The sequence below is a fragment of the Cyanobium usitatum str. Tous genome (assembly GCF_003011885.1).
Classification (GTDB): domain Bacteria; phylum Cyanobacteriota; class Cyanobacteriia; order PCC-6307; family Cyanobiaceae; genus Cyanobium_A; species Cyanobium_A usitatum.
The window spans coordinates 1-24,529 of sequence record NZ_PXXO01000003.1; the positions used below are offsets into that span (position 1 = coordinate 1).

At 61.8% G+C, this 24,529-nt stretch carries 20 protein-coding genes, 4 tRNA genes and 3 rRNA genes; 16 read left to right on the forward strand and 11 right to left on the reverse strand.

Going from position 1 to position 24,529, the window contains the following annotated elements; all coding sequences use genetic code 11:
• Positions 1-143: 143 nt before the first annotated feature.
• From C7K55_RS03220 to rrf, 5 genes are all read left to right on the forward strand, one after another.
• A 16S ribosomal RNA gene (locus tag C7K55_RS03220) occupies positions 144-1,628 on the forward strand.
• Between the two features lie 260 nt (positions 1,629-1,888).
• Positions 1,889-1,962: transfer RNA gene (locus C7K55_RS03225), tRNA-Ile, on the forward strand.
• A 9-nt stretch (positions 1,963-1,971) separates the two neighbouring features.
• Positions 1,972-2,044, forward strand: a tRNA-Ala gene (locus C7K55_RS03230).
• A gap of 495 nt (positions 2,045-2,539) precedes the next feature.
• Positions 2,540-5,415: ribosomal RNA gene (locus tag C7K55_RS03235) — 23S ribosomal RNA — on the forward strand.
• A gap of 112 nt (positions 5,416-5,527) precedes the next feature.
• Positions 5,528-5,644, forward strand: a 5S ribosomal RNA gene (rrf, locus tag C7K55_RS03240).
• Together the 16S, 23S and 5S rRNA genes with 2 tRNA genes alongside form the textbook arrangement of a ribosomal RNA operon.
• 131 nt (positions 5,645-5,775) lie before the next feature.
• Here the strand turns inward: rrf and C7K55_RS03245 are convergent.
• The 4 genes from C7K55_RS03245 to C7K55_RS03265 form a co-directional block, all read right to left on the reverse strand.
• Positions 5,776-6,210 carry a DUF4440 domain-containing protein gene (locus tag C7K55_RS03245; RefSeq protein ID WP_106501998.1) on the reverse strand — a complete coding sequence of 145 codons (435 nt, stop codon included), beginning with the start codon at positions 6,208-6,210 and terminating at the stop codon, positions 5,776-5,778.
• Positions 6,207-7,649 (reverse strand): acireductone synthase, encoded by a 1,443-nt coding sequence (mtnC, locus tag C7K55_RS14175; protein ID WP_338152860.1) that lies wholly within the window; start codon positions 7,647-7,649, stop codon positions 6,207-6,209. Before mtnC ends, C7K55_RS03245 begins: the two co-directional genes overlap by 4 nt.
• Positions 7,628-8,473 carry a DNA-formamidopyrimidine glycosylase gene (locus C7K55_RS03260; protein ID WP_106501999.1) on the reverse strand — a complete coding sequence of 282 codons (846 nt, stop codon included), beginning with the start codon at positions 8,471-8,473 and terminating at the stop codon, positions 7,628-7,630. The genes mtnC and C7K55_RS03260 overlap by 22 nt, the downstream gene beginning before the upstream one ends.
• A gap of 108 nt (positions 8,474-8,581) precedes the next feature.
• A complete protein-coding gene (locus C7K55_RS03265) occupies positions 8,582-8,791 on the reverse strand; it encodes a photosystem I reaction center subunit IV (protein ID WP_106502000.1) in 210 nt (69 codons plus the stop codon).
• Positions 8,792-8,941: 150 nt separating this feature from the next.
• Between C7K55_RS03265 and C7K55_RS03270 the strand changes: the two genes are divergently transcribed.
• Both C7K55_RS03270 and C7K55_RS03275 read left to right on the forward strand, forming a co-directional pair.
• Complete coding sequence (locus tag C7K55_RS03270; protein ID WP_193486133.1) at positions 8,942-9,982, forward strand: hypothetical protein; 1,041 nt, start codon at positions 8,942-8,944, stop codon at positions 9,980-9,982.
• 77 nt (positions 9,983-10,059) lie between these two features.
• On the forward strand, positions 10,060-11,565 hold the full coding sequence (locus tag C7K55_RS03275; RefSeq protein WP_106502001.1) for a RecQ family ATP-dependent DNA helicase: 1,506 nt from the start codon (positions 10,060-10,062) through the stop codon (positions 11,563-11,565).
• Between the two features lie 40 nt (positions 11,566-11,605).
• On the opposite strand, the gene C7K55_RS03280 is transcribed toward C7K55_RS03275, so the two are convergent.
• From C7K55_RS03280 to C7K55_RS03295, 4 genes are all read right to left on the reverse strand, one after another.
• The gene (locus C7K55_RS03280) at positions 11,606-13,093 is read right to left on the reverse strand and encodes a LysM peptidoglycan-binding domain-containing protein (protein ID WP_106502173.1); all 1,488 of its coding nucleotides are present in this window, start codon (positions 13,091-13,093) and stop codon (positions 11,606-11,608) included.
• 115 nt (positions 13,094-13,208) lie between these two features.
• Positions 13,209-14,558, reverse strand: a complete 1,350-nt coding sequence (locus C7K55_RS03285) for an aldehyde dehydrogenase family protein (RefSeq protein WP_106502174.1) — start codon at positions 14,556-14,558, stop codon at positions 13,209-13,211.
• 249 nt (positions 14,559-14,807) lie between these two features.
• Positions 14,808-14,879 (reverse strand) — tRNA-Thr (locus C7K55_RS03290).
• Positions 14,880-14,889: 10 nt separating this feature from the next.
• Positions 14,890-14,971: transfer RNA gene (locus C7K55_RS03295), tRNA-Tyr, on the reverse strand.
• Positions 14,972-15,008: 37 nt separating this feature from the next.
• Here C7K55_RS03295 and aroQ point away from each other — a divergent pair.
• Genes aroQ through C7K55_RS03310 form a run of 3 tightly spaced genes read left to right on the forward strand, consistent with a single transcriptional unit; the run spans position 15,009 to position 17,007 of the window.
• Positions 15,009-15,449 carry a type II 3-dehydroquinate dehydratase gene (aroQ, locus tag C7K55_RS03300; protein WP_106502002.1) on the forward strand — a complete coding sequence of 147 codons (441 nt, stop codon included), beginning with the start codon at positions 15,009-15,011 and terminating at the stop codon, positions 15,447-15,449.
• On the forward strand, positions 15,449-16,063 hold the full coding sequence (locus C7K55_RS03305) for a MiaE family protein (RefSeq protein WP_106502003.1): 615 nt from the start codon (positions 15,449-15,451) through the stop codon (positions 16,061-16,063). Before aroQ ends, C7K55_RS03305 begins: the two co-directional genes overlap by 1 nt.
• Positions 16,064-16,104: 41 nt before the next feature.
• Entirely contained in the window at positions 16,105-17,007 is a 903-nt protein-coding gene (locus tag C7K55_RS03310) for a cation diffusion facilitator family transporter (RefSeq protein WP_106502004.1), read from the forward strand.
• Positions 17,008-17,022: 15 nt separating this feature from the next.
• Here the strand turns inward: C7K55_RS03310 and C7K55_RS03315 are convergent, their stop codons facing one another.
• Both C7K55_RS03315 and C7K55_RS03320 read right to left on the reverse strand, forming a co-directional pair.
• A complete protein-coding gene (locus C7K55_RS03315; RefSeq protein ID WP_106502005.1) occupies positions 17,023-18,183 on the reverse strand; it encodes an HD-GYP domain-containing protein in 1,161 nt (386 codons plus the stop codon).
• A gap of 46 nt (positions 18,184-18,229) precedes the next feature.
• Complete coding sequence (locus C7K55_RS03320; RefSeq protein ID WP_106502006.1) at positions 18,230-18,790, reverse strand: 1,2-dihydroxy-3-keto-5-methylthiopentene dioxygenase; 561 nt, start codon at positions 18,788-18,790, stop codon at positions 18,230-18,232.
• A 55-nt stretch (positions 18,791-18,845) separates the two neighbouring features.
• On the opposite strand from C7K55_RS03320, the gene cobI reads away from it, so the two are divergent.
• On the forward strand, positions 18,846-19,625 hold the full coding sequence (gene cobI, locus C7K55_RS03325) for a precorrin-2 C(20)-methyltransferase (protein ID WP_241518142.1): 780 nt from the start codon (positions 18,846-18,848) through the stop codon (positions 19,623-19,625).
• On the opposite strand, the gene dusB is transcribed toward cobI, so the two are convergent.
• Positions 19,598-20,623: a tRNA dihydrouridine synthase DusB gene (gene dusB / locus C7K55_RS03330; RefSeq protein ID WP_193486128.1), complete on the reverse strand. Its 1,026-nt coding sequence runs from the start codon at positions 20,621-20,623 to the stop codon at positions 19,598-19,600. The two genes, cobI and dusB, sit on opposite strands and share 28 nt — an antisense overlap.
• Positions 20,624-20,651: 28 nt before the next feature.
• Between dusB and C7K55_RS03335 the strand changes: the two genes are divergently transcribed.
• From C7K55_RS03335 to C7K55_RS03355, 5 genes are all read left to right on the forward strand, one after another.
• Complete coding sequence (locus tag C7K55_RS03335) at positions 20,652-21,131, forward strand: DUF1823 family protein (RefSeq protein WP_106502007.1); 480 nt, start codon at positions 20,652-20,654, stop codon at positions 21,129-21,131.
• An 82-nt stretch (positions 21,132-21,213) separates the two neighbouring features.
• Complete coding sequence (gene der / locus C7K55_RS03340; protein ID WP_106502008.1) at positions 21,214-22,578, forward strand: ribosome biogenesis GTPase Der; 1,365 nt, start codon at positions 21,214-21,216, stop codon at positions 22,576-22,578.
• Positions 22,579-22,591: 13 nt separating this feature from the next.
• A complete protein-coding gene (locus C7K55_RS03345; RefSeq protein ID WP_106502009.1) occupies positions 22,592-23,527 on the forward strand; it encodes a CbiQ family ECF transporter T component in 936 nt (311 codons plus the stop codon).
• A 51-nt stretch (positions 23,528-23,578) separates the two neighbouring features.
• Positions 23,579-23,845: a PipX family protein gene (locus C7K55_RS03350; RefSeq protein ID WP_106502177.1), complete on the forward strand. Its 267-nt coding sequence runs from the start codon at positions 23,579-23,581 to the stop codon at positions 23,843-23,845.
• A gap of 4 nt (positions 23,846-23,849) precedes the next feature.
• Positions 23,850-24,488 carry a YggS family pyridoxal phosphate-dependent enzyme gene (locus tag C7K55_RS03355; RefSeq protein ID WP_241518143.1) on the forward strand — a complete coding sequence of 213 codons (639 nt, stop codon included), beginning with the start codon at positions 23,850-23,852 and terminating at the stop codon, positions 24,486-24,488.
• The last annotated feature ends 41 nt before the right edge of the window (positions 24,489-24,529 follow it).

Genomic DNA, 24,529 nt, shown 5'->3' on the forward strand with positions numbered 1-24,529 from the left:
AAGTCAAGAGGAAAGAAATTTCTGAATGCACTCTTTGAAACCTTCTGTCAGAGGAAGGGGCTCCAACTGTGAGACCTACGCCAGTGGGTTGAAGCGGGTGAGAAGCAATTCAAGTTGAGGCGAAAGCCGATAGGACGTGAACTACAACGGAGAGTTTGATCCTGGCTCAGGATGAACGCTGGCGGCGTGCTTAACACATGCAAGTCGAACGAACCTTCGGGTTAGTGGCGGACGGGTGAGTAACGCGTGAGAATCTGCCCTTAGGAGGGGGATAACGGCTGGAAACGGCCGCTAATACCCCATATGCCGAGAGGTGAAATGAATTTCGCCTGAGGATGAGCTCGCGTCTGATTAGCTAGTTGGTGTGGTAAAGGCTCACCAAGGCTTCGATCAGTAGCTGGTCTGAGAGGATGATCAGCCACACTGGGACTGAGACACGGCCCAGACTCCTACGGGAGGCAGCAGTGGGGAATTTTCCGCAATGGGCGCAAGCCTGACGGAGCAACGCCGCGTGAGGGATGAAGGCCTCTGGGCTGTAAACCTCTTTTATCAAGGAAGAAGATCTGACGGTACTTGATGAATAAGCCACGGCTAATTCCGTGCCAGCAGCCGCGGTAATACGGGAGTGGCAAGCGTTATCCGGAATTATTGGGCGTAAAGCGTCCGCAGGCGGTTTTACAAGTCTGTCGTTAAAACGTGGAGCTCAACTCCATTTCGGCGATGGAAACTGTAAGACTAGAGTGTGGTAGGGGCAGAGGGAATTCCCGGTGTAGCGGTGAAATGCGTAGATATCGGGAAGAACACCAGTGGCGAAGGCGCTCTGCTGGGCCATAACTGACGCTCATGGACGAAAGCCAGGGGAGCGAAAGGGATTAGATACCCCTGTAGTCCTGGCCGTAAACGATGAACACTAGGTGTCGGGGGAATCGACCCCCTCGGTGTCGTAGCCAACGCGTTAAGTGTTCCGCCTGGGGAGTACGCACGCAAGTGTGAAACTCAAAGGAATTGACGGGGGCCCGCACAAGCGGTGGAGTATGTGGTTTAATTCGATGCAACGCGAAGAACCTTACCAGGGTTTGACATCCTGCGAATTCCTTGGAAACTTGGAAGTGCCTTCGGGAGCGCAGTGACAGGTGGTGCATGGCTGTCGTCAGCTCGTGTCGTGAGATGTTGGGTTAAGTCCCGCAACGAGCGCAACCCACGTCTTTAGTTGCCAGCATTAAGTTGGGCACTCTAGAGAGACCGCCGGTGATAAACCGGAGGAAGGTGTGGATGACGTCAAGTCATCATGCCCCTTACATCCTGGGCTACACACGTACTACAATGCTACGGACAAAGGGCAGCAAACTCGCGAGAGCTAGCAAATCCCATAAACCGTGGCTCAGTTCAGATCGTAGGCTGCAACTCGCCTACGTGAAGGAGGAATCGCTAGTAATCGCAGGTCAGCATACTGCGGTGAATACGTTCCCGGGCCTTGTACACACCGCCCGTCACACCATGGAAGTTGGCCACGCCCGAAGTCGTTACTCCAACCCTTGTGGAGGAGGATGCCGAAGGTGGGGCTGATGACTGGGGTGAAGTCGTAACAAGGTAGCCGTACCGGAAGGTGCGGCTGGATCACCTCCTAACAGGGATACAATAACTAATTGTGATGTCTGAGTAATTTATTCTCAGGCCATGATTCTGTCATCTCTAAGGTCGATCGGTGCCTCAATTTAAGAATTCAAGAAGAACTGAGCAATCAGTTTGGAGATGAAGGTCTTATTTTCAGTTCCTAAACTTTGTCTAGGTCACCCCACAGCGGGTAAAGCCGAAAGCACATGTAATTTAATTATTTGTGTTTGATCTGGCAAGCCGAAAAGCGAGCTAGGTTGCGGCGAGAGCTCCTGGGCCATTAGCTCAGGTGGTTAGAGCGCACCCCTGATAAGGGTGAGGTCCCTGGTTCAAGTCCAGGATGGCCCATTCGTGTTTGGGGGTTTAGCTCAGTTGGTAGAGCGCCTGCTTTGCAAGCAGGATGTCAGCGGTTCGAGTCCGCTAACCTCCATCCAATAATGATGCTCATCCCTCAATCTGTAACTGCAAGTTTTGCAGTAAGGAGTTTTGCTGTGTTTGTGATCTTGACTGTTGTTCGCTGAAGATTTCAGCTTCTTTTCATCCTAATGAGTTAACCAGATAGCTGGTTAGTCAGTTTAGTTGAAAAGACGCTGGATTCAATCCTGCCCTGGAGACAGGGCTGTTTGAATGTCAGCAGAACCTTGACAACTGCATAGGTAAAGTCTGGAAATAAAGCATCTCATGGATGCTTGATTCTGGCTTGAGTTTCATCCAGCAATGGATAGGGCTTAAAGCTGGTATCAAGAAAATTCTATTGAGTTTTTAGAGCCGAGAGCTTCCAGTTTTCTTCTGAGCCCGCCGAGGGTTTGGGAGTTTGATCCTGGCATTCAAACCGCATTAGGTATTCAAAGAGATTTGAGTATTAAGTGTAGGTGAATCTAGAGAGAATAGGCCTCAACAGCCTGAAGGACTGGGAGTTGAAATTGGTCAAGCTACAAAGGGCTCACGGTGGATACCTTGGCACACAGAGGCGATGAAGGACGTGGTTACCTGCGATAAGTCTCGGGGAGCTGGAAACACGCTTTGATCCGGGAATTTCCGAATGGGGCAACCCTTAGAACGGCCGCCTGAATCCATAGGGCGGCACGAGCCAACCCAGCGAACTGAAACATCTTAGTAGCTGGAGGAAAGGAAAGTAAAAACGACTCCCTGAGTAGCGGCGAGCGAACGGGGAAGAGCCTAAACCGATGCTTCCGAGCATCGGGGTTGTGGGACAGCAACGTGGACCAACAGAGTTAGAAGAAGCGTTTGAATGGCGCGCCACAGAGGGTGAAAGCCCCGTATTCGAAAACAAAGTTGGCCTAGCTGTATCCCGAGTAGCACGGAGCACGTGAAATTCCGTGTGAATCTGCGAGGACCACCTCGTAAGGCTAAGTACTCCTGTGTGACCGATAGCGAAACAGTACCGCGAGGGAAAGGTGAAAAGAACCCCGGGAGGGGAGTGAAATAGAACATGAAACCGTGAGCTTACAAGCAATGGGAGCCCGACTAATCGGGTGACCGTGTGCCTGTTGAAGAATGAGCCGGCGACTTATAGGCACTGGCAGGTTAAACCGGGAATGGTGGAGCCATAGCGAAAGCGAGTCTGAATAGGGCGATCGTCAGTGTTTATAGACCCGAACCCGGGTGATCTAACCATGGCCAGGATGAAGCTTGGGTGATACCAAGTGGAGGTCCGAACCGACTGATGTTGAAAAATCAGCGGATGAGCTGTGGTTAGGGGTGAAATGCCAATCGAACCCGGAGCTAGCTGGTTCTCCCCGAAATACGTTGAGGCGTAGCGTCTAGTGCTCCAGCAGGGGGGTAAAGCCACCGTTTCGGTGCGGGCTGCGAGAGCGGTACCAAATCGATACGAACTCTGAATACCCTGTGTGTAACTAGGCAGTCAGACTGTGGGGGATAAGCTCCATGGTCGAAAGGGAAACAGCCCAGACCGCCAGCTAAGGTCCCCAAATCAATGCTGAGTGATAAAGGAGGTGGGATTGCCCAGACAACCAGGAGGTTTGCCTAGAAGCAGCCATCCTCAAAGGAGTGCGTAATAGCTCACTGGTCGAGCGATCCTGCGCCGAAAATGAACGGGGCTAAGCATTGTACCGAAGCTGCGGATTAAACTTGTTTAATGGTAGGGGAGCGTTCCATGCGGGGTGAAGCGTTAGCGTAAGCGGGCGTGGACTACATGGAAGTGAGAATGTCGGCTTGAGTAGCGAAAACATGGGTGAGAATCCCATGCCCCGAAACCCTAAGGGTTCCTCCGGCAGGCTCGTCCGCGGAGGGTTAGTCAGGACCTAAGGCGAGGCCGAAAGGCGTAGTCGATGGACAACAGGTCAACATTCCTGTACCTGTGATGTTTTGGGAAGGGGGACGGAGAAGGCTAGCCAAGCCAGATGTTGGTTACTGGTCCAAGCGTTCGAGGCGTTGAGAACCGGCGAAAACGGTTTGAGCTGAGGCGTGAGTGCGAGCTGCTACGGCAGCGAAGTTGGTGACGTCATGCTTCCAAGAAAAGCCCTATACCCGTTAAGGCATCATGGCCTGTACCCGAAACCGACACAGGTGGGGTGGTAGAGAATACCGAGGGGCGCGAGGTAACTCTCTCTAAGGAACTCGGCAAAATGACCCCGTAACTTCGGGAGAAGGGGTGCCACCGCAAGGTGGTCGCAGTGAAGAGGCCCAGGCGACTGTTTACCAAAAACACAGGTCTCCGCTAAGTCGCAAGACGATGTATGGGGGCTGACGCCTGCCCAGTGCCGGAAGGTTAAGGAAGCTGGTCAGCGTAAGCGAAGCTGGCGACTGAAGCCCCGGTGAACGGCGGCCGTAACTATAACGGTCCTAAGGTAGCGAAATTCCTTGTCGGGTAAGTTCCGACCCGCACGAAAGGCGTAACGATCTGGGCGCTGTCTCGGAGAGAGGCTCGGCGAAATAGAATTGTCTGTGAAGATGCGGACTACGTGCACCCGGACAGAAAGACCCTATGAAGCTTTACTGTAGCTTGGTATTGTGCCCGGGCTCTGAATGCGCAGGATAGGTGGGAGGCTTTGATCAACAGCTTGCGGGTTGTTGTGAGCCAACGGTGAGATACCACTCTTTCAGAGCTAGGGTTCTAACAGTCACCCGTTATCCGGGGACTGGACAGTATCTGGTGGGCAGTTTGACTGGGGCGGTCGCCTCCTAAAAGGTAACGGAGGCGCGCAAAGGTTTGCTCAGGCTGGTTGGAAATCAGCCGACGAGTGTAAAAGCAGAAGCAAGCTTGACTGTGAGACCTACAAGTCGAACAGGGAGGAAACTCGGCTTTAGTGATCCGACGGTTCTGCGTGGAAGGGCCGTCGCTCAACGGATAAAAGTTACTCTAGGGATAACAGGCTGATCTCCCCCAAGAGTTCACATCGACGGGGAGGTTTGGCACCTCGATGTCGGCTCATCGCAACCTGGGGCTGAAGTCGGTCCCAAGGGTTGGGCTGTTCGCCCATTAAAGCGGTACGCGAGCTGGGTTCAGAACGTCGTGAGACAGTTCGGTCCATATCCGGTGCATGCGCAGGAATATTGAGAGGATTTCTCCCTAGTACGAGAGGACCGGGAGGAACGCACCTCTGGTGTACCAGTTATCGTGCCAACGGTAAACGCTGGGTAGCCATGTGCGGAGTGGATAACCGCTGAAAGCATCTAAGTGGGAAGCCCACCTCAAGATGAGTATTCCCATGGCTTTAGCCAGTAAGGTCACGGGAAGAACACCCGTTGATAGGCTCTATGTGGAAGCGCAGTAATGCGTGAAGCAGAGGAGTACTAATAGACCGAGGGCTTGACCAAAACTCAGGCTCTAAACAAAAGCTTGTTTCCAGTTTTTAATCACTAAATCTTAGGGTTAAGTGGTTGACTTACCTATGTAGTTCTCAGGGTTCAACCTGAGGATGAATACTATCCTGGTGTCCATGGCGCAGTGGAACCACTCCGATCCATCTCGAACTCGGCTGTGAAACGCTGCAGCGGCAACGATATTTGGGGGGCAGCCCCCTGAGAAAATAGCTCGATGCCAGGTAAAACATTCATCCTATTAAATTGCCCCATCTTCTTGAAAGAGGATGGGGCAGTTAACTCAAAAGCCACCCGAAGGGGTGGCTTTTTTGTTGGGTAAGCTTCTTGGTGGGGCTTGGTAACTAAAAATGACTTTCAGGAACGATGCACGTGGATGTGTTTCCAGGTGCCATCGATCCTCTGCCAAATACGCGTCTCGCAGCAGCTAGACGTAACCGCTGCTCCGTCGACCAACTTCTGAGTGAGACGGGTGTAGCTCAATACGGCAGCGTCGGGGCTAATCCAGCGAATGTGTGGTCTTGCCATGCTCACCTGTATGGGAGTGGAAGGGGTGCTTGTCGCTGCTGCTGGTAGGTCGAAATAGAATTGATGGAAGGCAAGACCCTCTGCGAGGATTCCATTGGTCTCTGCTTCGAAGCAGGTGAGGTCAAGGCTGCAGTGGCTGGAATAGGTGAGCCAATCACCGCTTACTACGCTTTCAAGCAGGTTTTGGTTGAGGCAGATCAACTGCTGCTCGTTTGTCTGCGGTGCCCCAGCTTTGGCATCAATATCCTTATCGCCTTGGTTCATGGGTTTAGCTCCAGGTCTTGGAATGAGCTGATCCTCTCAAATCGAGTCACCGCTTGTGCCGGATTGCCTGGGCGGATGCTTAGCAGCACCTGCATGCCGCTCGCAGCCGCCGCCTCGCATTCGGCCAGGGTGTCGCTTATGAACAATATTTGGTGGCTGGCAACATCAAGCGACTCGGCAATCTTTCTGTAGCTGCTTTGATCACGCTTGCTGCCCACGCGGGTGTCAAACCAATGCCTAAATATCTCCCTGAGATCTCCACCACTGCTGTATCTGTAAATCAGCTGTTGGGCTCCAACTGATCCAGACGAATAGACCGCCAATTGCAGTCCTGCTGCATGCCACTGCCGCAGGGCGCCTGGTACATCTTCAAACAGCGGACCCTGAAGTTCGCCGCTCTGATAGCCAATCTCCCAGATCATCCCCTGCAGCTCTTTCAGTGGCGTGAGCTTCCGATCCATCTTGATCAGCCAATGCAGGTACTTCAAAACACCATCCTTGCCCTCTGATAGGCCCGGCCGCCGAATTGATTGAGCTTCGGGGTCTGGATCTTCCACCCAGGCTTTTTCTACTTCTGCTAGCAACTCTTGAACCTGCGGGTCCTTGTGTTGCTCGTCCAAAAAGCTGCCGAGATGCTCAGCCGCATAGGGGAAAAGGGTGTCTGATACAAAACTCACCGGACAGGTGGTGCCCTCAATGTCAAGCAGCACATGGCTCACGCCATGCCGTTGCACAACTGCCCTGCCGTGCTGCCTGCCGCTTAGCCCCTGAAGCAATAGTTGACGCCAGTGTTGCTCCAGCAGGAACTCCAGAATCTCGAGATGTCTACGAGCTGTTGTCAGATCTTTCCCCCAGGCATAGAGCCCATGACCCGCTATTAGTAGCCCATAGGGCGCTGCCGCAAGGTGGGGTTCCGCGTTGCCGCGCAGTCGTTCCAGATCCTGATCGTTACCCAGTACTGGAATTGAGACGCTGGTGGCATGGGTGGCGACACCTTCAAGTCCTTTAAGCATCTCCAGGTCTTGCAGCACTAGGAAGGCAGCCCCTGCTTTGGTGGGTGCGTAGTGCTGGGACAGCAGGGTGCCGGCTTGGGAATGGGTGTGCAGCACCGCACCGGCTCCACAGGTCTGCACAAGGGCTAGGTGCAGGGCGGTTTCGGCGCTGGCCCGCCCGGTGCCTTTCAGCACCGCCCCAGCAGCATCGACCACGATCAGCTGCTCAGGGGCAACGCTGCCCTTATCCACCCCACTAGGAGCCATCAGCAGCTCCAGCGGCTGCCACCGCAGAACGCAGCTGAAGTTGCCTCCCGTGCCATCGCACCAACCGCGGCGATGAATTGCGGCCATCGTCGCGCTGAGCTGTTGCGCCAACTCGGCAGTTTGTGATGCGGCGGTTTCCACGCAAGCTTGCGGTTGGTTCAATGCTGGCAGCTCGGGCACCAGTGGCTGCTGCGCCCGCCGAGTTTCTCGCGTTGAATGGGGGTCTGGCAGCGGCGGCAGGGTTCGCCACCACGCCTGTACACCCAGGCCACGCCGCCGTAATTGCCGTTGTTGCCCTTGAGGTCGCGGAAGTCGCTGAAGGTTGTGCCGCCGGCGCCGATGCTGGTTTCAAGCACCTCCACCAGGGCCTGCCGCAGGCGCTCCAGCTGCGAGACGCCAAGGCTGCCGCTGGTGGTGGCGGGCCGAATACCTGCAGCAAACAGGGACTCATCGGCGTAGATGTTGCCCACCCCCGCCACCAGCGCCTGATCCAGCAGGGCATTTTTGATTGGCCGCTTCGAGCCCCGCAGTCGCTCGGCCAGGTAGGCCGCGTTGAAGGCTGGGCTGAAGGGCTCGGGGCCCAGCCGCCCCAGGCCCGTGATCACCGAGTCCAACGGTTGGCCGGGGGGGACCCACCACATCTGGCCGAAGCTGCGGGTGTCTACGAACCGCAGCTCCTGATTGCTGGCACCAAACATTTGCACGCGGGTGTGGGGGCAGGCCGGTTTCGAGGTTTCCAGCCAAAGGAATTGGCCGGTCATGCGCAAATGGACGCCCCAGCTGCCAGCATCTTCCCCCCCTCGGCTGAGCTTGCTCATCAGATATTTTCCCCGTCGTGACCAGGCGCCAACTCGGCAACCGCACAAGGCCGCAGCGAATGCAGCGGGGTTTACCGGACTGGCTATGGCCCTAGCCCGGTGTACCTCAACCCTGCTGATCTCAAAGCCTTGGGTCTGCTGCTCGAGACCCCGCCGCACGGTTTCAACTTCGGGTAATTCCGGCATTGCCTTAGGCGCTTGCCCAGCAAAATGCCCGCGCAACCAAAAGTTGCACGGGCTTTAGAGAGGCCTGCAAATTGTCCAGAAACTTGGATCCCAAGAGGCTGAAGCGGTTCAGGCCTTTTGGAGTTCGCTCTCGGCGAAGTTGTTGGTGTTGATGCCGCCTTCAGAGCCGCTGTAGCCGTTGTAGTTCACCTTCTCAAAGCGAACCACCACGGGGTAGCGGATGCCGGAAGTGTCGATCGAAGCGACGGTGCCGACTTCGTTGAACCAGTAAGACTCGGGGCGCTTGATGCGCACCTTGTCGCCGCGGGAGATTGCCATCGCTGCGCTTTAGATCGGGTGGCTGCCAGAGCGAAGATACCCGCGCAGGAGGTGGGCTTCACCAAGGGCGTCACGATTCGTCGCCCTTGGTGAGACGTTGGCTGCCCATGGCACCATCGACAGCACAGCAGCCCGTCCTTTCCCATGGCCATGGACCCGATGGAGGTCCCGGCGCCGCCGGTGCTCAACCTCGAGCTGCCCGACCCCGAAAGCGACACCATCAGCACGATTGAGTTTCTGGCCAGGCTTGAAGAAGCCTGGGCCGTGTGCGACCGCTTTGACCTGCAGACCGAAATCTGGCGCGGGCGGATTTTGGCGGCGGTGCGGGACCGGGAAAAGCGCGGCGGCGAAGGGCGAGGCACGGGCTTCCTGCAGTGGCTGCGGGAGCGGGAAATCAGCAAGACCCGGGCTTACACCTTGATCCAGCTGGCTGAGTCGGCTGAGAGCTTGGTGGGTGGCGGCCTGCTTGAGGAAACCAGCGTCAACAACTTTTCGAAGCGGGCCTTTCTGGAGACTGCCCAGGCTGACCCGGAGGTGCAGCAGATGATCAGCGAGGCGGCCAATGAGGGTCAGCAGATCACCCGCAAGCAAGTGCGCCGTCTTAGTGATGAGTTCACAGCCGCCACCAGCCCCCTTTTGCCCGAGGAGATCCGCCAGCGCACAGCTGACAATCTCCTGCCACCGCGGGCTGTGGCTCCCCTGGTGAAGGAGCTGGCCAAGTTGCCAGAAGACCAGCAGGAGGACCTGCGCAAGGTGTTGCGCGAGGAGCCGGAGCTGGAGCGAGTCAAGGAGGTGACCTGCACGGCCCGTTGGTTGAGCAAGGCGGCGGAGGCAGCTCTGGCGGTGCGGGCGTTTCAGCAGGGGGAGCTGGATTTCGAGAAGGCGCTGCAGGAGGCTCAACGACTCGATGCCCTGGGCTTGCTGGCCGATGCGGTGGGCCAGGCCCAGGCCCTGGAGAGTGCCGTGCTGAAGCTTCACACCAGCTGGCGGCGGCTCGGGGGCCTGCAGGAGCGCCTCTGGGTGGAGAGCGGCAGCAGCACGCCCCACCTGCGCGAACTGCTCACTGCCTTGCAGTCGCTCAGCGGCAGCACCCTGCGGGTGTCCCTGGGGGAGTTGGCGGGGGGCAAGCGGGTGCGCTTGCAACTAGTGGAGGAGTCACCGGAGCAGCTACCGCCACCACCCCTGCCATGACCACCTCTGCCATGACCGGCCCCTAGCACCGCATCTGGTGGTCGCTATGGTCAGTGAGCACTACGGGTAGGGCCCAATTGCCTTCTGGCCCCGCTGATCCCCTGGCGCTGGCCCTGGAGCGCCATTTCGGCTGGTCCGATTTCCGTCCCGGTCAGAGGCCGGTGGTGGAGGCCCTGCTGGCCGGCCAGGACTGCCTGGCGGTGCTGCCCACTGGCGGTGGCAAGTCGCTTTGTTATCAGCTGCCCGCCTTGGTGCGTGGTGGGCTGGTGCTGGTGATTTCACCCCTGGTTGCCCTGATGCAGGACCAGGTGAGCCAGTTGCAACGCCGAGGCATCCCTGCCGCCTGCCTGCATGGCGGCCTGGCCTTGCCGGAGCGGCGCCAGCTGCTGCAGCGGCTGCGCGATCACAGGCTGCGGCTGCTTTATCTGGCCCCGGAGCGGCTGCAGGGGGAAGCCACCCGCCAGCTGCTCGACGACGTTCTGGAGAGCGGCCAGCTGGTGGCGCTTGCGGTGGACGAGGCCCACTGCATCAGCGCCTGGGGCCATGATTTCCGCCCCGACTACCGCCGCCTAGGCCAATTGCGGGCTCAGTGCCCCGGGGTGCCCCTAGTGGCGCTCAGCGCCACCGCAGCCCCCCAGGTGCGGGCCGACATCATTCGCCTGCTGCAGCTGCGGCGACCGCTGATCCAGGTGCGTTCGGCCCGCCGCACCAACCTGGTGTACGGCATGCAGGTGCGCCCGCCCGATCCCCTGCCCCTGGTGCTGGCGGAGCTGGGGGCATCCAGGGGCGCCGTGCTGATCTATGCGCGCACCCGCCGCTCGGTGGAGCAATGGGCGGCTCGCTTGACAGGGGTCGGGGTGGAGGCGATCGCCTATCACGCCGGCATGGACCCCGAAAGCCGCCAGCTGGCCCTGGAGCATTTCCAGCTGCAGCCGCGGCCGGTGCTGGTGGCCACCGTGGCCTTCGGCATGGGAGTGGACCGATCGGATGTGGGACTAGTGCTGCACCTGGACCTGCCGGCCAGTCCGGAGGGTTATCTGCAGGAATCGGGCCGGGCCGGCCGGGATGGGGAACTGGCGCGCTGTCTGGTGCTCTACGACTCGGCTGATCGCACCAGCTTGGGCTGGGCAATTCGGGGCGTGGGGGCCCAGCGCCAGCAGGACCAGCAACGGCTGGAGCTGGCCCAGCAACAATTGCGGCGGATGGAAGCGGTGGCGGAGGGCGAGGGCTGCCGGGAGCAGGCGCTGCTGCTGGCCGTAGGGGAACTGGCGGCTGCCTGCGGCCGTTGCGATAACTGCCGTAGTCCCCGTGAAAGTCGGGATTGGTCTGTTGAGGCGCACCAGGCGCTGGAGGTGCTGGAGCTGCGTCCCGGCCGCGATCTACGCAACCTGGCTGAGGAGCTCGCATCCGCCGTGTCGGTTGAGCAGCGACAGCAGCAAGAAGCGAGCTGGGGGTGGCTGCTGCGGCGGCTGGCCCAGGAGGAATTGCTCAGCGAAAGCGATGACGGCGCCCAGCGGCTCTATCTGCGCGCCTCGGGCCGGCGCTACGTGCGCCAGCCCTGGCCACTTCACTGGGCTGCCTGACTGGGCAGCCTGATTTGTGGTGCTTGGCTAGCCGGTTGGATTAGCTGGCCCGGGCTTTGCAGATATCGCTGATTAGCTGCTCCTCAAAGTCGCTCTGGGGTGCATCCCAGCTTTTCCATTGGCCTGATTGGCTGGTGGCATTGAGCTTGCGGGCTCCGCAGTTGACCGCCAAATAAACGGGCTTGCCATCGCTATTGAGGGTTGGGGCTACGAAACTGCCCCCCATGGGCTGCCAGTTGGCCCAGTCCACCTGCAGCGGGCCGTAGCTGCGCCAGTCGGGCCCCTGAGGCTTGCTGCTGCTGGGTTTGCTGCTGCTGGGCTTGCTGCCAGTGCTCGGCCGGCTGGCGGGGGAGGTGGTTGCGGTAGTCGAAGTGGTTGAGGCTTTGGCGATCGGCGTGGCAACGACTGGGGAGGGTTTCGGAGTGGGTTGGATTTTCGGTTGGCCCGCCGCTTGTACGACTGGTTGTACTGCGGGTTGTACAGCCCTCTCAGCAGCCTTTTGCACTGGCTGTTGAACAGCTTGTTGAACAGGTTGTTGTATGGCCTGTTGTATGGGCTGCTGAACGGTGGGTGTGGGCCGGGGAGTGGGTGTGGGTGCTGGCGTTTTCACGGCCACTGGTGTTGTTACTGGCGTTGCCACTGCAGTTGCAGTTGCCACCGGCTTGGGATTGGGTTTGGCCTGGGGTTTGGTCTGCGGTTTGGCTTGGGCGGCGGCGGGCTTTGGAGTGGCTGGCTTTGGAGTGGCCTTCACCGGAGGCGGGGACTGCAGTTTCAGGCGGGCGCCGGACACCACCAGATCGGGGTCGTCGATTTTGTTGATGGCAACCAGCCGCTCAACCGGCAGCCCATAGCTGTCGGCGATGGTGGAGAGACTCTCACCGCTGCGCACCACGTGTTCCTTGGCGTTGCGCGGGGCCGCTGTGCTGCGGGGGGCGGCCGATGAGGACGGACGCCCAGGGATGGCCAGGCGTGTTCCCGCCACCACCAGATTTGGATTGCTGATCCCGTTTAACTGAATCAGGCGCTCAGTGCTCGTGCCAAAGCGATCGGCGATTTCTGAGATGGTTTCACCGCTTTTCACCGTGTAAGGGGCGGTGGGCAGCTCGCGGGGAGCGGCGGCCGCAGTTGCCCGGCGAGATCCAGGTAGCACCAGCTTTTGGCCTGCTACCACCATGTCGGGGTTGGTGATGCCGTTGGCCTGCATCAACTGGTTGAGGCTGATCCCCTGGCGATCGGCGATGTCGGAGAGGGTGTCTCCGGGCTGGACGGTGACACTGGCGCCGCTGGAGCTCCCAGCGCCAGCGGCGCTACTGCCTGGCAGCCTCAAGCTCTGGCCCGCCACCACCAGGTTGGGGTTGGTGATGCCATTGGCCTGCATCAGTCGGGTGAGGCTGATGCCGTGGCGGTCGGCAATTTCCGAGAGGGTTTCGCCTGGCTTTACCACCACGTTTGCCAGGGCTGCCGCAGGGGCCAGACCCGGGAAGGGCAACACCACCGCTAGGGCCAGGGCGGCAAGGGAGCGACGCATCGGCACCACTTATAGGTACGGGAACGTTAAGGGCGTTGCCTCGTCCCATCCAGTCCCTGGATCGCTTTCGGGGCATCAAAGCTGCTGATCGCCCCCCCCCGTCGCCGTGCCCCAGTTAGCCCAGCAGCCGCTTCACCAGGGCCAACTTGCCCGCATAGGGGGGGTAGCGGAAGGGCAGATCCAGCCAGAAAGGGCGCCTCAGCACCGTGCGCCGGTGCGAAAAGGTTAGAAAGCCTGCCTCGCCGTGGTAGCTGCCCATGCCGCTTTCGCCGACGCCGCCTAAGGGCAGGGCCGCCCCACTCGCCTGCATCACTACATCGTTGAAGCAGACGCCACCGGAGCTGGTGGTGTCCAGGGTGCGCTGCTGGGCGGCTCGATCGTGGCTAAACAGATAGAGAGCAAGGGGCTTGGGCCTTGCCCTCACCTCGGCTAGGGCCGCTTCCAGGTTGGCTACTGCCAGCACGGGCAGGATTGGGCCAAACAGCTCCTCCTGCATCAGCGGATCGTCGCCGGATTCGATTGCTACCAAGGTGGGTTCGATGCGCCGGCGGCTGGGATCGCTGCGCCCCCCGGCCAGCACCTGGCCGCGGCTGCGGGCTCCCGCCAGCAGGGCCTCCAGTCGCTGGAACTGGGCTTCATTGACGATGGAGCCCATGTCCTCGCTGGAGAGGGGATCGCTGCCGTAGAAGCGCTGCCATTCGGCAGCGATAGCTGCAACTAGCGCTTCCCGCACGGCTGGTTGCACCAGCAGGTGGTCGGGGGCGATGCAGGTTTGACCAGCATTGAGACCCTTGCCCCAGGCCAGGCGCTTGGCGCTGGTGGCGATGTCGGCATCGGCAAGCACGATCGCCGGACTCTTGCCGCCCAGCTCCAGGGTCACGGGGGTGAGATGGCGGGCGGCGGCGGCCATCACCAGCCGGCCGACCCGGCCGCCCCCGGTGAAAAGGATGTGGTCAAACTGCTGCTCCAGCAGCTCGGCTGCCACGGCCCCATCGCCGGTGACCACCTGCACCACCTCGGCAGGAAAGGCCATGGGTAGGCAGCGGGCCAGGAGTGCGGAGATGTGGGGCGCATGCTCTGAGGGCTTGATCACGGCCGTGTTGCCAGCCGCAAGGGCGCTCACCAGCGGGCGCAGGCAGAGATGGAATGGGTAGTTCCAGGGGCCGATGATCAACACGCAGCCCAGAGGTTCGGTTTGCACCCAGGCCTGGCCGGGCCGCAGGGCCAGATCCAGCCCAATCGGCCGCGGTGCCATCCAGCGCTTCAGCTGACGCCGGGTGAGGGTCAGCTCCTGACGCACCGCTATTAGCTCAAAGGTGGCCTCTAGGGGCGGTTTGCCTAGGTCGGCCGCCAAGGCTTCGAGCACTGCCGCCTCCTGATCGCGCAACAGGCCTTCCAGGCGATCTAGCTGCTCCAGCCGCCAGGCCAGGCTGCGGGTGAGGCCCGTGCTTACGGGTGCCCGCATCGCCGCAATCGGCGTGGCCAGGAGCGGGGTGGCGCTTGGGGCGGAGGTCAAGGGGCAGGCCGCGTGTCAGCCCAAGCTGGCAAATTGCTTGAGGCTTCGGCTGCTCAGAGCCAGGCCAACCCCTGCACCATCTTGCAAAACAGCTGCAGGACCATGACCTGGTCTTCCCCGATCAGGCAGCGAAGGGTCAGCAAAATGCAGCCGGTGTACCACTGTGCTTGAGGAGCGGTGCCAGCTCCTCTTTTTGTAAGCCCTTGACGAGATTTGAACTCGTGACCTCTCCCTTACCAAGGGAGTGCTCTACCACTGAGCTACAAGGGCATGTGGAAGGTGGGCCGGGTTGGATTTGAACCAACGTAGGCAGAGCCAGCGGATTTACAGTCCGCCCCCATTAACCACTCGGGCACCGACCCGAACCACACCCGAAGAACTTACCAGCCGACCTTCTCAATGCAGCTGCTCGCTCTCCACGGTCCCAATCTCAACTTGCTGGGCACCCGCGAGCCGGGTGTTTATGGCAGCCAGACCCTTGATCAGGTCAACGCTGAGCTCGAGAGTCGCGCCCAGGCCCTGGGGGCGGCGATCAGCTGCTTTCAAAGCAACCATGAAGGCGCCCTAGTGGATCGCATCCACGAGGGCCGCGGCAGCGTGGATGGCATTTTGATCAATGCCGGCGCTTACACCCACAGCTCAATTGCCCTGCGCGATGCCCTGCTGGGGGTGGCGATTCCCTTCGTGGAATTGCACTTGAGCAACACCCACGCCCGCGAGCCGTTTCGGCACCATTCCACCCTGGCCGATAAGGCCCTGGGCGTGATCTGTGGCTTTGGGCCGCTCAGTTACACCCTGGCCCTGGAGGGGCTGGTGGCCCACCTGCGAGCCCAGCCTTGATGGCCCGGGTGAAGTGGTTGGCGGCCCCCTCCAGCCCCGCCTGGCTGGAGCAGGCGATTGCCCAGCCAGAGCTGCTGTTGATCGACCACGCCCACTGCGAGCGCAAGGCTGCCGGCGTAGCCCTGCAGCTGATGTTTCGTTATCCCAGCGAGGTTGGCTTGGCGGCCGCCCTTAGCCCCCTGGCACGGGAGGAGTTGGAGCACTTTGAGCAGGTACTGCAATTGCTGCAACGGCGCGGCGCATCCCTGCGCTCCCTGCCGGCCCCGGCCTACGGCTCGGCCCTCACGGCTCAGGTGCGCAAGGGCGAACCCCAGCGCATGCTCGATTCCTTTTTGGTGGCTGGCTTGATTGAGGCCCGCAGCCATGAGCGCATGGCCCTGTTGGCGGCCCATAGCCCCGACGCGGAGCTGCGAGAGCTGTATGGAGAGCTGCTGGCCAGCGAAGCGCGCCATTTCGGCCTCTACTGGCTGCTCTGCGAAGAGCGCTTCGGCCGTGGGGCCACGGTGGAGCGGCTGCAGGAGCTGGCGGCGGCGGAAGTCGCAGCCCTCACAGGCGATCTCGCCGCTGCAGACCAGGTGCGCATGCACTCGGTGGGGATTGATTTGGTGAGCTGACTTCGGCAGACAGCACCGTCCACCCGATCTACAAAAGGTTTATGAGCCATCCAGCGGTGGGCCGCCAGCGGCTGCCACGCCACATCCAGCACGAACACAGAGATGGCAATCCGGCGGCCTTTCGCTGGAGTGTGCTGCTCAACAGCGGCCTCTCCGCTTTGCAGCTGGCCATTGGCATCGGCTTTGGCTCTTTGGCCCTGATCGGCGATGCCCTGCACAACCTCGGCGATGTGGCGGGGTTGCTGCTGGGCTGGGGGGCTGAGCGCCTCAGCGCCCTGCCCGCCAACAGGCAATTCACCTACGGATTTGGCCGCAGCACCCAGCTGGCTTCGATGATCAACGCGGCCTTGATCTTGATGGCATCCGCCGTTGTGATCGTTGAAGGCGTGCAGAGACTGGCCAAGCCGGTGGAGCTAACCCCTGGCCCGGTGGCGGTGGCGGCCCTGTTGGGCATTGCGGTGAACCTGGGCTCGGCCCGTTTGTTTGGCCACAACCACAGCCACGATCTCAACCGCCGAGCTGCGGTGGTGCACCTGCTCACCGATGCGGCGGTGAGTGCTGCGGTGCTGGTCAGTGCCCTGTTGATTCAGTTCACCGGCATCCACTGGCTTGATCCCTTCACCGGTATTGGCGTGGGCTTGGCCGTGGCCTGGTCCGGCTGGACCCTGCTGCGTCAGTCGGTGCTGGTGAGCCTCGACGGGATCCCGCCAGGGATCGATCGAGATGCGGTGGAACGCACCTTGGCTGAGCTGCCAGGGGTGGCGGCGGTGCATCACATTCATATTTGGGGCATGAGCACCTCCCAAACGGCCCTGACGGCACACCTCCTGCGCGACCCCCAGCAGGTAGACGACATGGCCCTGCTGCATAGAGCAAAAGCTGAGTTGGCCCAGCTGGGCATCGATCATTCGACCCTGCAGTTAGAGCCCCTGCAACTTGATTAAGACCGGAGCATTAGCTCAGCTGTCTTTGAACCGGTCGCGGATGGTGTTCACCTCCGGGAGATGGCACTTCAGAGCCTGAACGCAATCGCCATCGAGCTTGCCCCTTTCAACCAAGCGCTCCAGCTCACAAATGGCCGCCTTCACAGACCAGGGCTCTTTATAAGGCCGGTGACTCGTGAGGGCGTCGAGAATGTCGGCGACGGCGATGATCCTGGCCTCTAGGGCGATCTCGACTCCTTTAAGCCCATTGGGGTAGCCGCTGCCATCGAGACACTCGTGGTGCCCGGCCACCACGTTGCGCATCACCTGGGAGTCGGGCAGGGTATTAAGTCCGAATTCGCCGATCATGCGCTCCAGCACGTCAATACCCTTTTGAACATGGGTATTCATCAGGGCTCGCTCTTCAGGGTTTAGACCGCCGGACTTAAGCAAAATACTGTCGGGAATGCCAATTTTGCCAATGTCATGTAATGGCGCAAATAAGTAAAGATGTTCAATGTATTCATCGCTTAAGTCGTAGCGAGGGGCTAACTCCCTGGCGATTAGGCGGGAGTAGTGAGCCATGCGCTCAAGATGATTGCCGGTTTCAAAGTCGCGGAGGCTGGCAAATTCGCGAGCAACCTGAGCAGATGTGGTGATCGAGCGAACTAAATTTAATTCATTTGAGATTGTCAGGCTGATAAGGGTGTTGTAAACCTCAAGGCTGCGCTGAACTTTTTTGCTAAAAGCAGCTGGCTTCAATGAGTCGTAGAAAAGGAAGCCGATAAACTCCTGCCTCTCGTATAGGGGCACGGTGAAGGAGGAGCGGTAGCCCTCGTTTAGGAGCCATTGGGAGTGGGGATTGGCAGCATTTACGACATCGGCGATTTCATCCAAAATCCGAACGCTACGGCTAGCCGCTAAGCCGCTGAGGGAGGCGCTTTCGGAAAGGCAAAACTCATATCCCTTGATGGCTACGCCCTGGCGAGTGCTATGCACAAAGGTTCTGAGCATGTCATCGCTGGGTTCGTAGAGAGCGCAGGCGATGCGATCTACGTCAGGAACCTGCTCTAACAATTGCTCGTGCAGCTGGCGCAGCCTGAAATTGAGGTCATCGCCAACTTGACGGATCAGGCTGGCAGCTTCCTTGTTCCTCTCGGGCTCGGTGGGGGCGAGATGGCTGGCCGGAAATGTCATTTCGAGAGAAAACCCTAACTTTTTCTTTTCAGCTTCAATTCAAACTTTAAGCGCCTAAATCGTCGAGGCGGGGGTAGTGGTCGGCGATTTGGTCGCCGGTAAATTCGGCCACCCAGCCTGCGGGGTTGTCGAAGAAGCGCAGGGCACAGAAATGCGGTTCTGGACCCATGTCAAACCAGTGCTTCGTGCCGGCGGGCACGGAAATCCAGTCGCCCGCTTCACAGAGCAGCTGCAGCACCAAATCGCCAATGTGCAGGCAGAAAAGGCCGCGGCCCTCTACGAAAAAGCGCACCTCGTCTTCGCTGTGGGTGTGCTCGGCCAGAAACTTCTGGCGCAGGGCCTGGCGGTCGGGATGGTTTGGCGTGAGGCGAATCGCATCCACGGTGGGGTAAGAACCACCGGCCTGCACTCGGGCGATTTCGGTGGCGTAGACGGCCAGGATCGCGGCCGGATCGGCCTCCGGGGACAAGCCGCCCTGGACTTGCCAGCGCTCAAAGCCAATGCCCATCGGCGCCAGGGTGGCGGCGATTGCGGCCGGATCGCTGCTGCTGAGGTTTGGCGAGGCTGATGCGGCTGGGCCGGTGCCAAATACCTGCAGAAGAGTCATCGGGCTAGATCACGGGCTCCTCCCAGCCTAGAAAGGCTGCAGCGGCAGGCCACTCGTGTTTTCGGCAGAATTTCCGGAAGCCCCGTCGCCGGTGGCAGGCCTCACCCTGGTAGGCGTTGGCCCCGGTGATCCCCAGCTGCTCACCGTGGCGGCGGTGCGGGCAATTAGGGCTGCGGCGGTGGTCGCCTACCCGGTGGCCCGGCTCGAGGCGGAGGGAATGGCGGCCCAGATCGCCGCCCCCTGGATTGGCCCCGAGCAACGGCGCCTACCGCTGCTGTTTCCGATGGTGAGCGAGGCGGAGCCGCGCCGCCAGGCCTGGCATGCCGCCGCCGCTGCCCTGGCCGCAGAAGTGGCTGCTGGCCAGGCCGTGGTGTTGTTGTGCGAGGGGGACGCCTCCCTCTATGCCAGCGCCTCCTACGCCCTGTTGGCCCTGGCGGAGCGCCATCCCACCTGTCCGGTGGCGGTGATCCCCGGCATCACGGCGGTGGCCGCCGCTGCCGCCGCTGCCTCCTCCCAGGGGTTGCCCTGGCCGCTGGCCCTGCAGCAGGACGCCCTGCTGATTCGCCCCACCCCCGACGATCCCGCCCAGCTCGAGGCGCTGCTGGCTGAGGCGGCGGCAGCGGCCACGGTGCTGGCCCTGCTCAAGCTCGGCCACCGCTGGGCCTGGGTGCGGCCCCTGCTGGAGCAGCGCAACCTGCTGGCAGGGGCCCTGTTTGCCCAGCGGGTGGGCTGGCCCGACCAGCTACTGGCGCCGGCGGCCGAGGTGCCCGCCGATGAACAGCCCTACTTTTCGCTACTGCTTATTCGTCAGAGCTGGCCAGAGGTGCTGCCCTGAACAGCAGCCTCCGCTCGCTGCAGCAGCTCCAGGGCTGCGCCGGGGCTGGGCGCCCGCATCAGGGCATGGCGTAGCTGGGGGGCGCCGGCGAAGCCCTGGCAGGTCCAGCCCATGTGCTTTCGGGCGATCAGCAGGCCATGGTCGCCCTTGGCCGCCACCAGGGACTGAAGCTGCTCCGCCGCCAGGGCGAGGCGCTCGAGGGCGCCGGGGGTGGCTGGGATGGGCCGGCCGCTGAGCTCCGCATCGATCTGGCCCACCAGCCAGGGGGAGCCCATGCTGCCCCGGCCCACCATCACCCCATCAGCGCCCGTCTGCTCTAGGCAGCGCACCGCATCCTCGGGGCTGTTGATGTCGCCATTGGCGATCACCGGTATGGCCAGGGCGGCCTTCACCGCCGCGATGGCGGCCCAGTCGGCCTGACCCTTGAAGCCCTGTTCGCGGCTGCGGCCGTGCAGGGTGAGCAGCTGGGCACCGGCATTTTCGAGCCGCTGGCACCAGCTCACCGCATCGCTGCCATCGCACCAGCCCAGCCGCGTTTTCACCGTCACCGGGAGAGCTACGGCCGCGGCCACGCTTTCCACCAGGCGGGCCGCCAGCTCGGGATCGCGAATCAGGCCGCTACCGCCGCCTTTCTTGGCGATCTTCTTCACCGGGCAGCCCATATTTATGTCGATCAGAAAGGCGCCGGCGGCCTCGGCCCGCTTGGCCGCATCGGCCATGGCGGCGGGCCGGTAATCAAACAGCTGCACACCGATCGGGCCGGCCTCGCTGCCCAGCTCCTCCACCTTCTGCAGCCCGAAGCCCCGCTCCAGGCTGGTGGCGTTCACCATCTCGGTGAACAGCAGGGCATCGGGCGCCCAGCGCCGCACCAGGCCACGAAAAATCCGATCGCTCACCCCCGCCAGCGGCGACTGCAGCGCGCGGCAGCGCAGGGCGCGGGGCGTGCCGTTGCCAGAGAGCTGCAGGGGCAGAGCGGTGATCGGTGAACCAGTGATCATGGTGATCCGATTGTGATGCTTCAGGTCGATGGCTTCCGCTCAGGCCGCCCCCGCTGCCGTGCCCTACCCCCTGAGCCGAGAGTTGCTGGAGGCGGTGCTGGCCGACCGCACCAGCGATCGCTTCGTGTGTGAGCTGATCTGGCCGCGCCTGGCATACGAGCTGAACGGCTCCGGCACCTGGAGCGCCGGCCCGGCTACCAGCGCTGGCTGGCGGGAGTCCTTCCCGAGCGAACCCCAGTTCATCGCCGAGCGGCCCGCCTCGGTGGCCCTCACCCGCTCGATCGCCAAGGTGCACAAGCAACTGCTGAAGGAGCAACTGGGTTTTGCGGGTTACACCATCGGCGAGCTCTACCCGCGCCGCACCCGCCGCGCCACCGTCGTGAACTGGCTGCTGGCCCACCTGGCGGAGCGGGGTGAAGCCCTGCCGGAGAGCGGGCCACTGCCGCTGCTCTTGGTGGCGCCGGCTGATCCGGTGCTGGGGCATCCCGGCGACCTGCCCATCAGCTAATTGCTGGGGTTAGGGCCTCTATTTTGGGTCAGGCCAGAGCAGACGTTAGGGTCAATACAGGACAGACGTAGGAATACATCCCTTGGCCTTACCGGTCGTTGCAATTATCGGACGCCCCAACGTGGGCAAATCCACCCTGGTGAACCGGCTCTGCCGCAGCCGTGAAGCGATCGTGCACGACACGCCCGGCGTGACGCGGGATCGCACCTATCAAGAGGGTTACTGGGCTGATCGCACCTTCCGGGTGGTCGACACCGGCGGCCTGGTGTTTGACGACGACAGCGAGTTTCTGCCGGAGATTCGCGAGCAGGCAAACCTGGCCCTGGCCGAGGCGGCCGTAGCCCTGGTTGTTGTTGATGGTCAGCAGGGTTGCACCGCCGCCGACCAGTCGATTGCCGAGTGGCTGCGGGGCCAGGGGGTTCCCACCATGCTCGCGGTGAATAAGTGCGAGTCGCCGGATGCGGGCCTGGCCATGGCGGCCGAGTTTTGGGGCCTGGGCCTGGGCGAGCCCTTCCCGATTTCGGCGATTCATGGTGCCGGTACCGGCGACCTGCTCGACAAGGTGGTGAGCTATCTGCCCCCTACCGAAGAAGACGAGGGCGAAGAGCCGATTCAGCTGGCGATCATCGGCCGGCCCAACGTGGGTAAATCCAGCCTGCTCAATGCGGTGTGCGGTGAAAACCGGGCGATCGTCAGCCCGATTCGTGGCACCACCCGCGACACGATCGACACCACGATCGAGCGGGAGGGCAAGACCTGGAAGCTGCTCGATACGGCCGGCATCCGCCGCCGCCGTTCGGTGAGCTACGGCCCCGAATACTTCGGCATCAGTCGCAGCTTCAAGGCGATCGAGCGCTCCGATGTGTGCGTATTGGTGATTGACGCCCTCGATGGCGTCACCGAGCAAGACCAGCGCCTGGCTGGCCGCATCGAAGAAGACGGCCGAGCCTGCGTGGTGGTGGTGAATAAGTGGGATGCCATTGAAAAAGACAGCCACACCATGCCGGCGATGGAGAAGGAACTCCGCGCCAAGCTCTATTTCCTCGACTGGGCGCCGATGCTGTTCACCTCTGCCCTCAGCGGCCAGCGGGTGCAGGCGATCTTCCCCCTGGCCCTGCTGGCGGTGGAGCAGCACCGCCGCCGAGTCACCACTTCGGTTGTGAACGAGGTGCTCACCGAGGCGCTCAGCTGGCGCACGCCGCCCACCAGCCGTGGTGGCCGCCAGGGCCGCCTTTACTACGGCACCCAGGTGGCGGTGCGGCCCCCCAGCTTCACGTTGTTTGTCAATGAGCCGAGGCTGTTCGGTGAAACCTATCGCCGCTATGTGGAGCGTCAGATCCGGGAGGGCCTGGGCTTTGAGGGCACGCCGATCAAGCTGTTCTGGCGGGGCAAGCAGCAGCGAGATGCCGAGAAGGAGCTGGCCCGCAGCCAGACTCGTGGGCGCTAGGGCCTGCGCTTAGGTGGATTTCTTACGCCAGATCCCCATCGGCCAATTTGCCGCCCCGGATCCGGCGGAGGCGGCCACGGGCGGCAGCAGCTGGTTGCGCCGGCTTGATCCGCGCCTGAAGCTGGCCTGGAGCCTGATTTTTCTAGTAACGCCGATCCTGGCAGGACCGCTCTGGCGTCTCAGTCTGGTGGGCCTGTTGCTGCTGATCACCGCCGCTAGCGGGCTCAGCTGGCGGCTATGGCGCCGCAGCGTGCCGCTGCTACTGGCCCTTGCCCTATTGGTGGGTGCCCTGGCGGCCCTGCTGCCGGCGGGCACGGCGGCACCCGCAGCCCTGCAGCGGCCGCCGGTGGAGTTGCGGCTCCAGCCCGGCCCCCCCGGAAGCCCGCCGCCAGAGCGCTCGGGCACCCCCTGGGTGCTGCTGCGCGCTGGCCCCCTGGTGGTGACCCGCCGTTCAGCTGAGCTGGGCCTCAACGGCGCCACGCTGCTATTCACCCTGGTGCACAGCGCCAACCTGCTGCTGCTCAGCACCTCCCCCGAACAGTTGGTGTGGGCGATCAGCTGGCTGCTGGCGCCCTTGGCCCGGCTGGGCCTGCCGGTGGAGCGGCTTGGCTTCACCCTGCTGCTTTCCCTGCGCTTCCTGCCCCTGGTGCAGGAGGAGCTGCAAAACCTGTTGCGATCTATTGCAACCCGGGCGGTGAATTTCAAGCGGCTGGGCTGGAAGGGGGGCTTGGCCTTGGTGCTGGCCCTGGGAGAGCGGTTGCTGGCCAACGTGTTGCTGCGCGCCGAGCAGGGAGCTGAGGCGCTGCTGGCCCGCGGCGGGGTCTGGCTGCCGCCCGACCAGCTGCTGCGCCCAGCGGTTGCGGGGCGGGGCCTGGGCCTGCTCAACGCCACGGCGGCGGGATTGTTGCTGCTGATGCTCCTGCTGCGTTGGAAAGTCGGTGACCTTTAATGGCCAAGTTCGACCGCATCGGTGAGCAGCGCATTGACGAGCAGCGCATTTGTGAGTCCGGAGCGCTACCTAAACCATCCCACCTTCGGGATGCTCTATCGGGTGGCGGCGGTGTCCGAAGGCCGGGATCTGTTCGCCACCCTCTACGCCCAGCGCATTTTTTTCGTCGTCACCCTGCAGCCCCGTGGCGCCACCTTTGAGGTAGTGCCGCTGATGGATGCTCGCCACTTTGCTGAGCAAAATCTGGTGCGCTCCCGCCGCGACGGTCCCGAGGCCCACGCCCATTGGCGTCAGTTGTTTGACCAGACCTTCATCTGAATCCTTGGCCGGGCGACTGGCCGCCCTCCAGGCCGAGCTGCCGCCAGGCTGTCGCCTGCTGGCGGTGAGCAAGGGTCAGCCCGCTGATCGGATCCGCGAAGCGGTGGCCGCCGGCCAGCGCAGCTTTGGTGAAAGTCGCCTGCAGGAGGCGGTGCTTAAGCAGGCCGAGCTGGCCGATCTGGCGCCCCTCGACTGGCATTTCATCGGCCGGCTGCAGGCCAATAAGGCCCGGGGTGTGGTGCGCCACTTCGGCACGATCCACTCCCTCGACAGCCTTGAGCTTGCTAGACGCCTGGCCCGCATCGCCGCCGAGGAGCAGCGCCAGCCAGCGGTGTTTTTTCAGGTGAAATTTCGCCCCGATCCCGCCAAGACCGGCTTTGACCCCGCTGAGCTCTGCCAACACTGGCCTGAGTTGGGTGGCCTGGCGCCCTTGCGGCCCCTGGGCCTGATGACCCTGGCCCCCCTGGGCCTGGACGAGGCCGAGCGCCGGGTCCTTTTTGGCGAGTGCGACGCCCTGGCGACGCAGCTGGGCCTGCCGGAGCGTTCGATGGGAATGAGTGGCGATTGGCCCGAGGCTGCTGAGGCTGGCAGCACCTGGGTGCGCATTGGTAGCGGCCTGTTTGGGCCGCGCCAAATTCAATAATTTCCCCAGAAGGTGCCAATCTCCGCTTGAAAGCCTTGCCG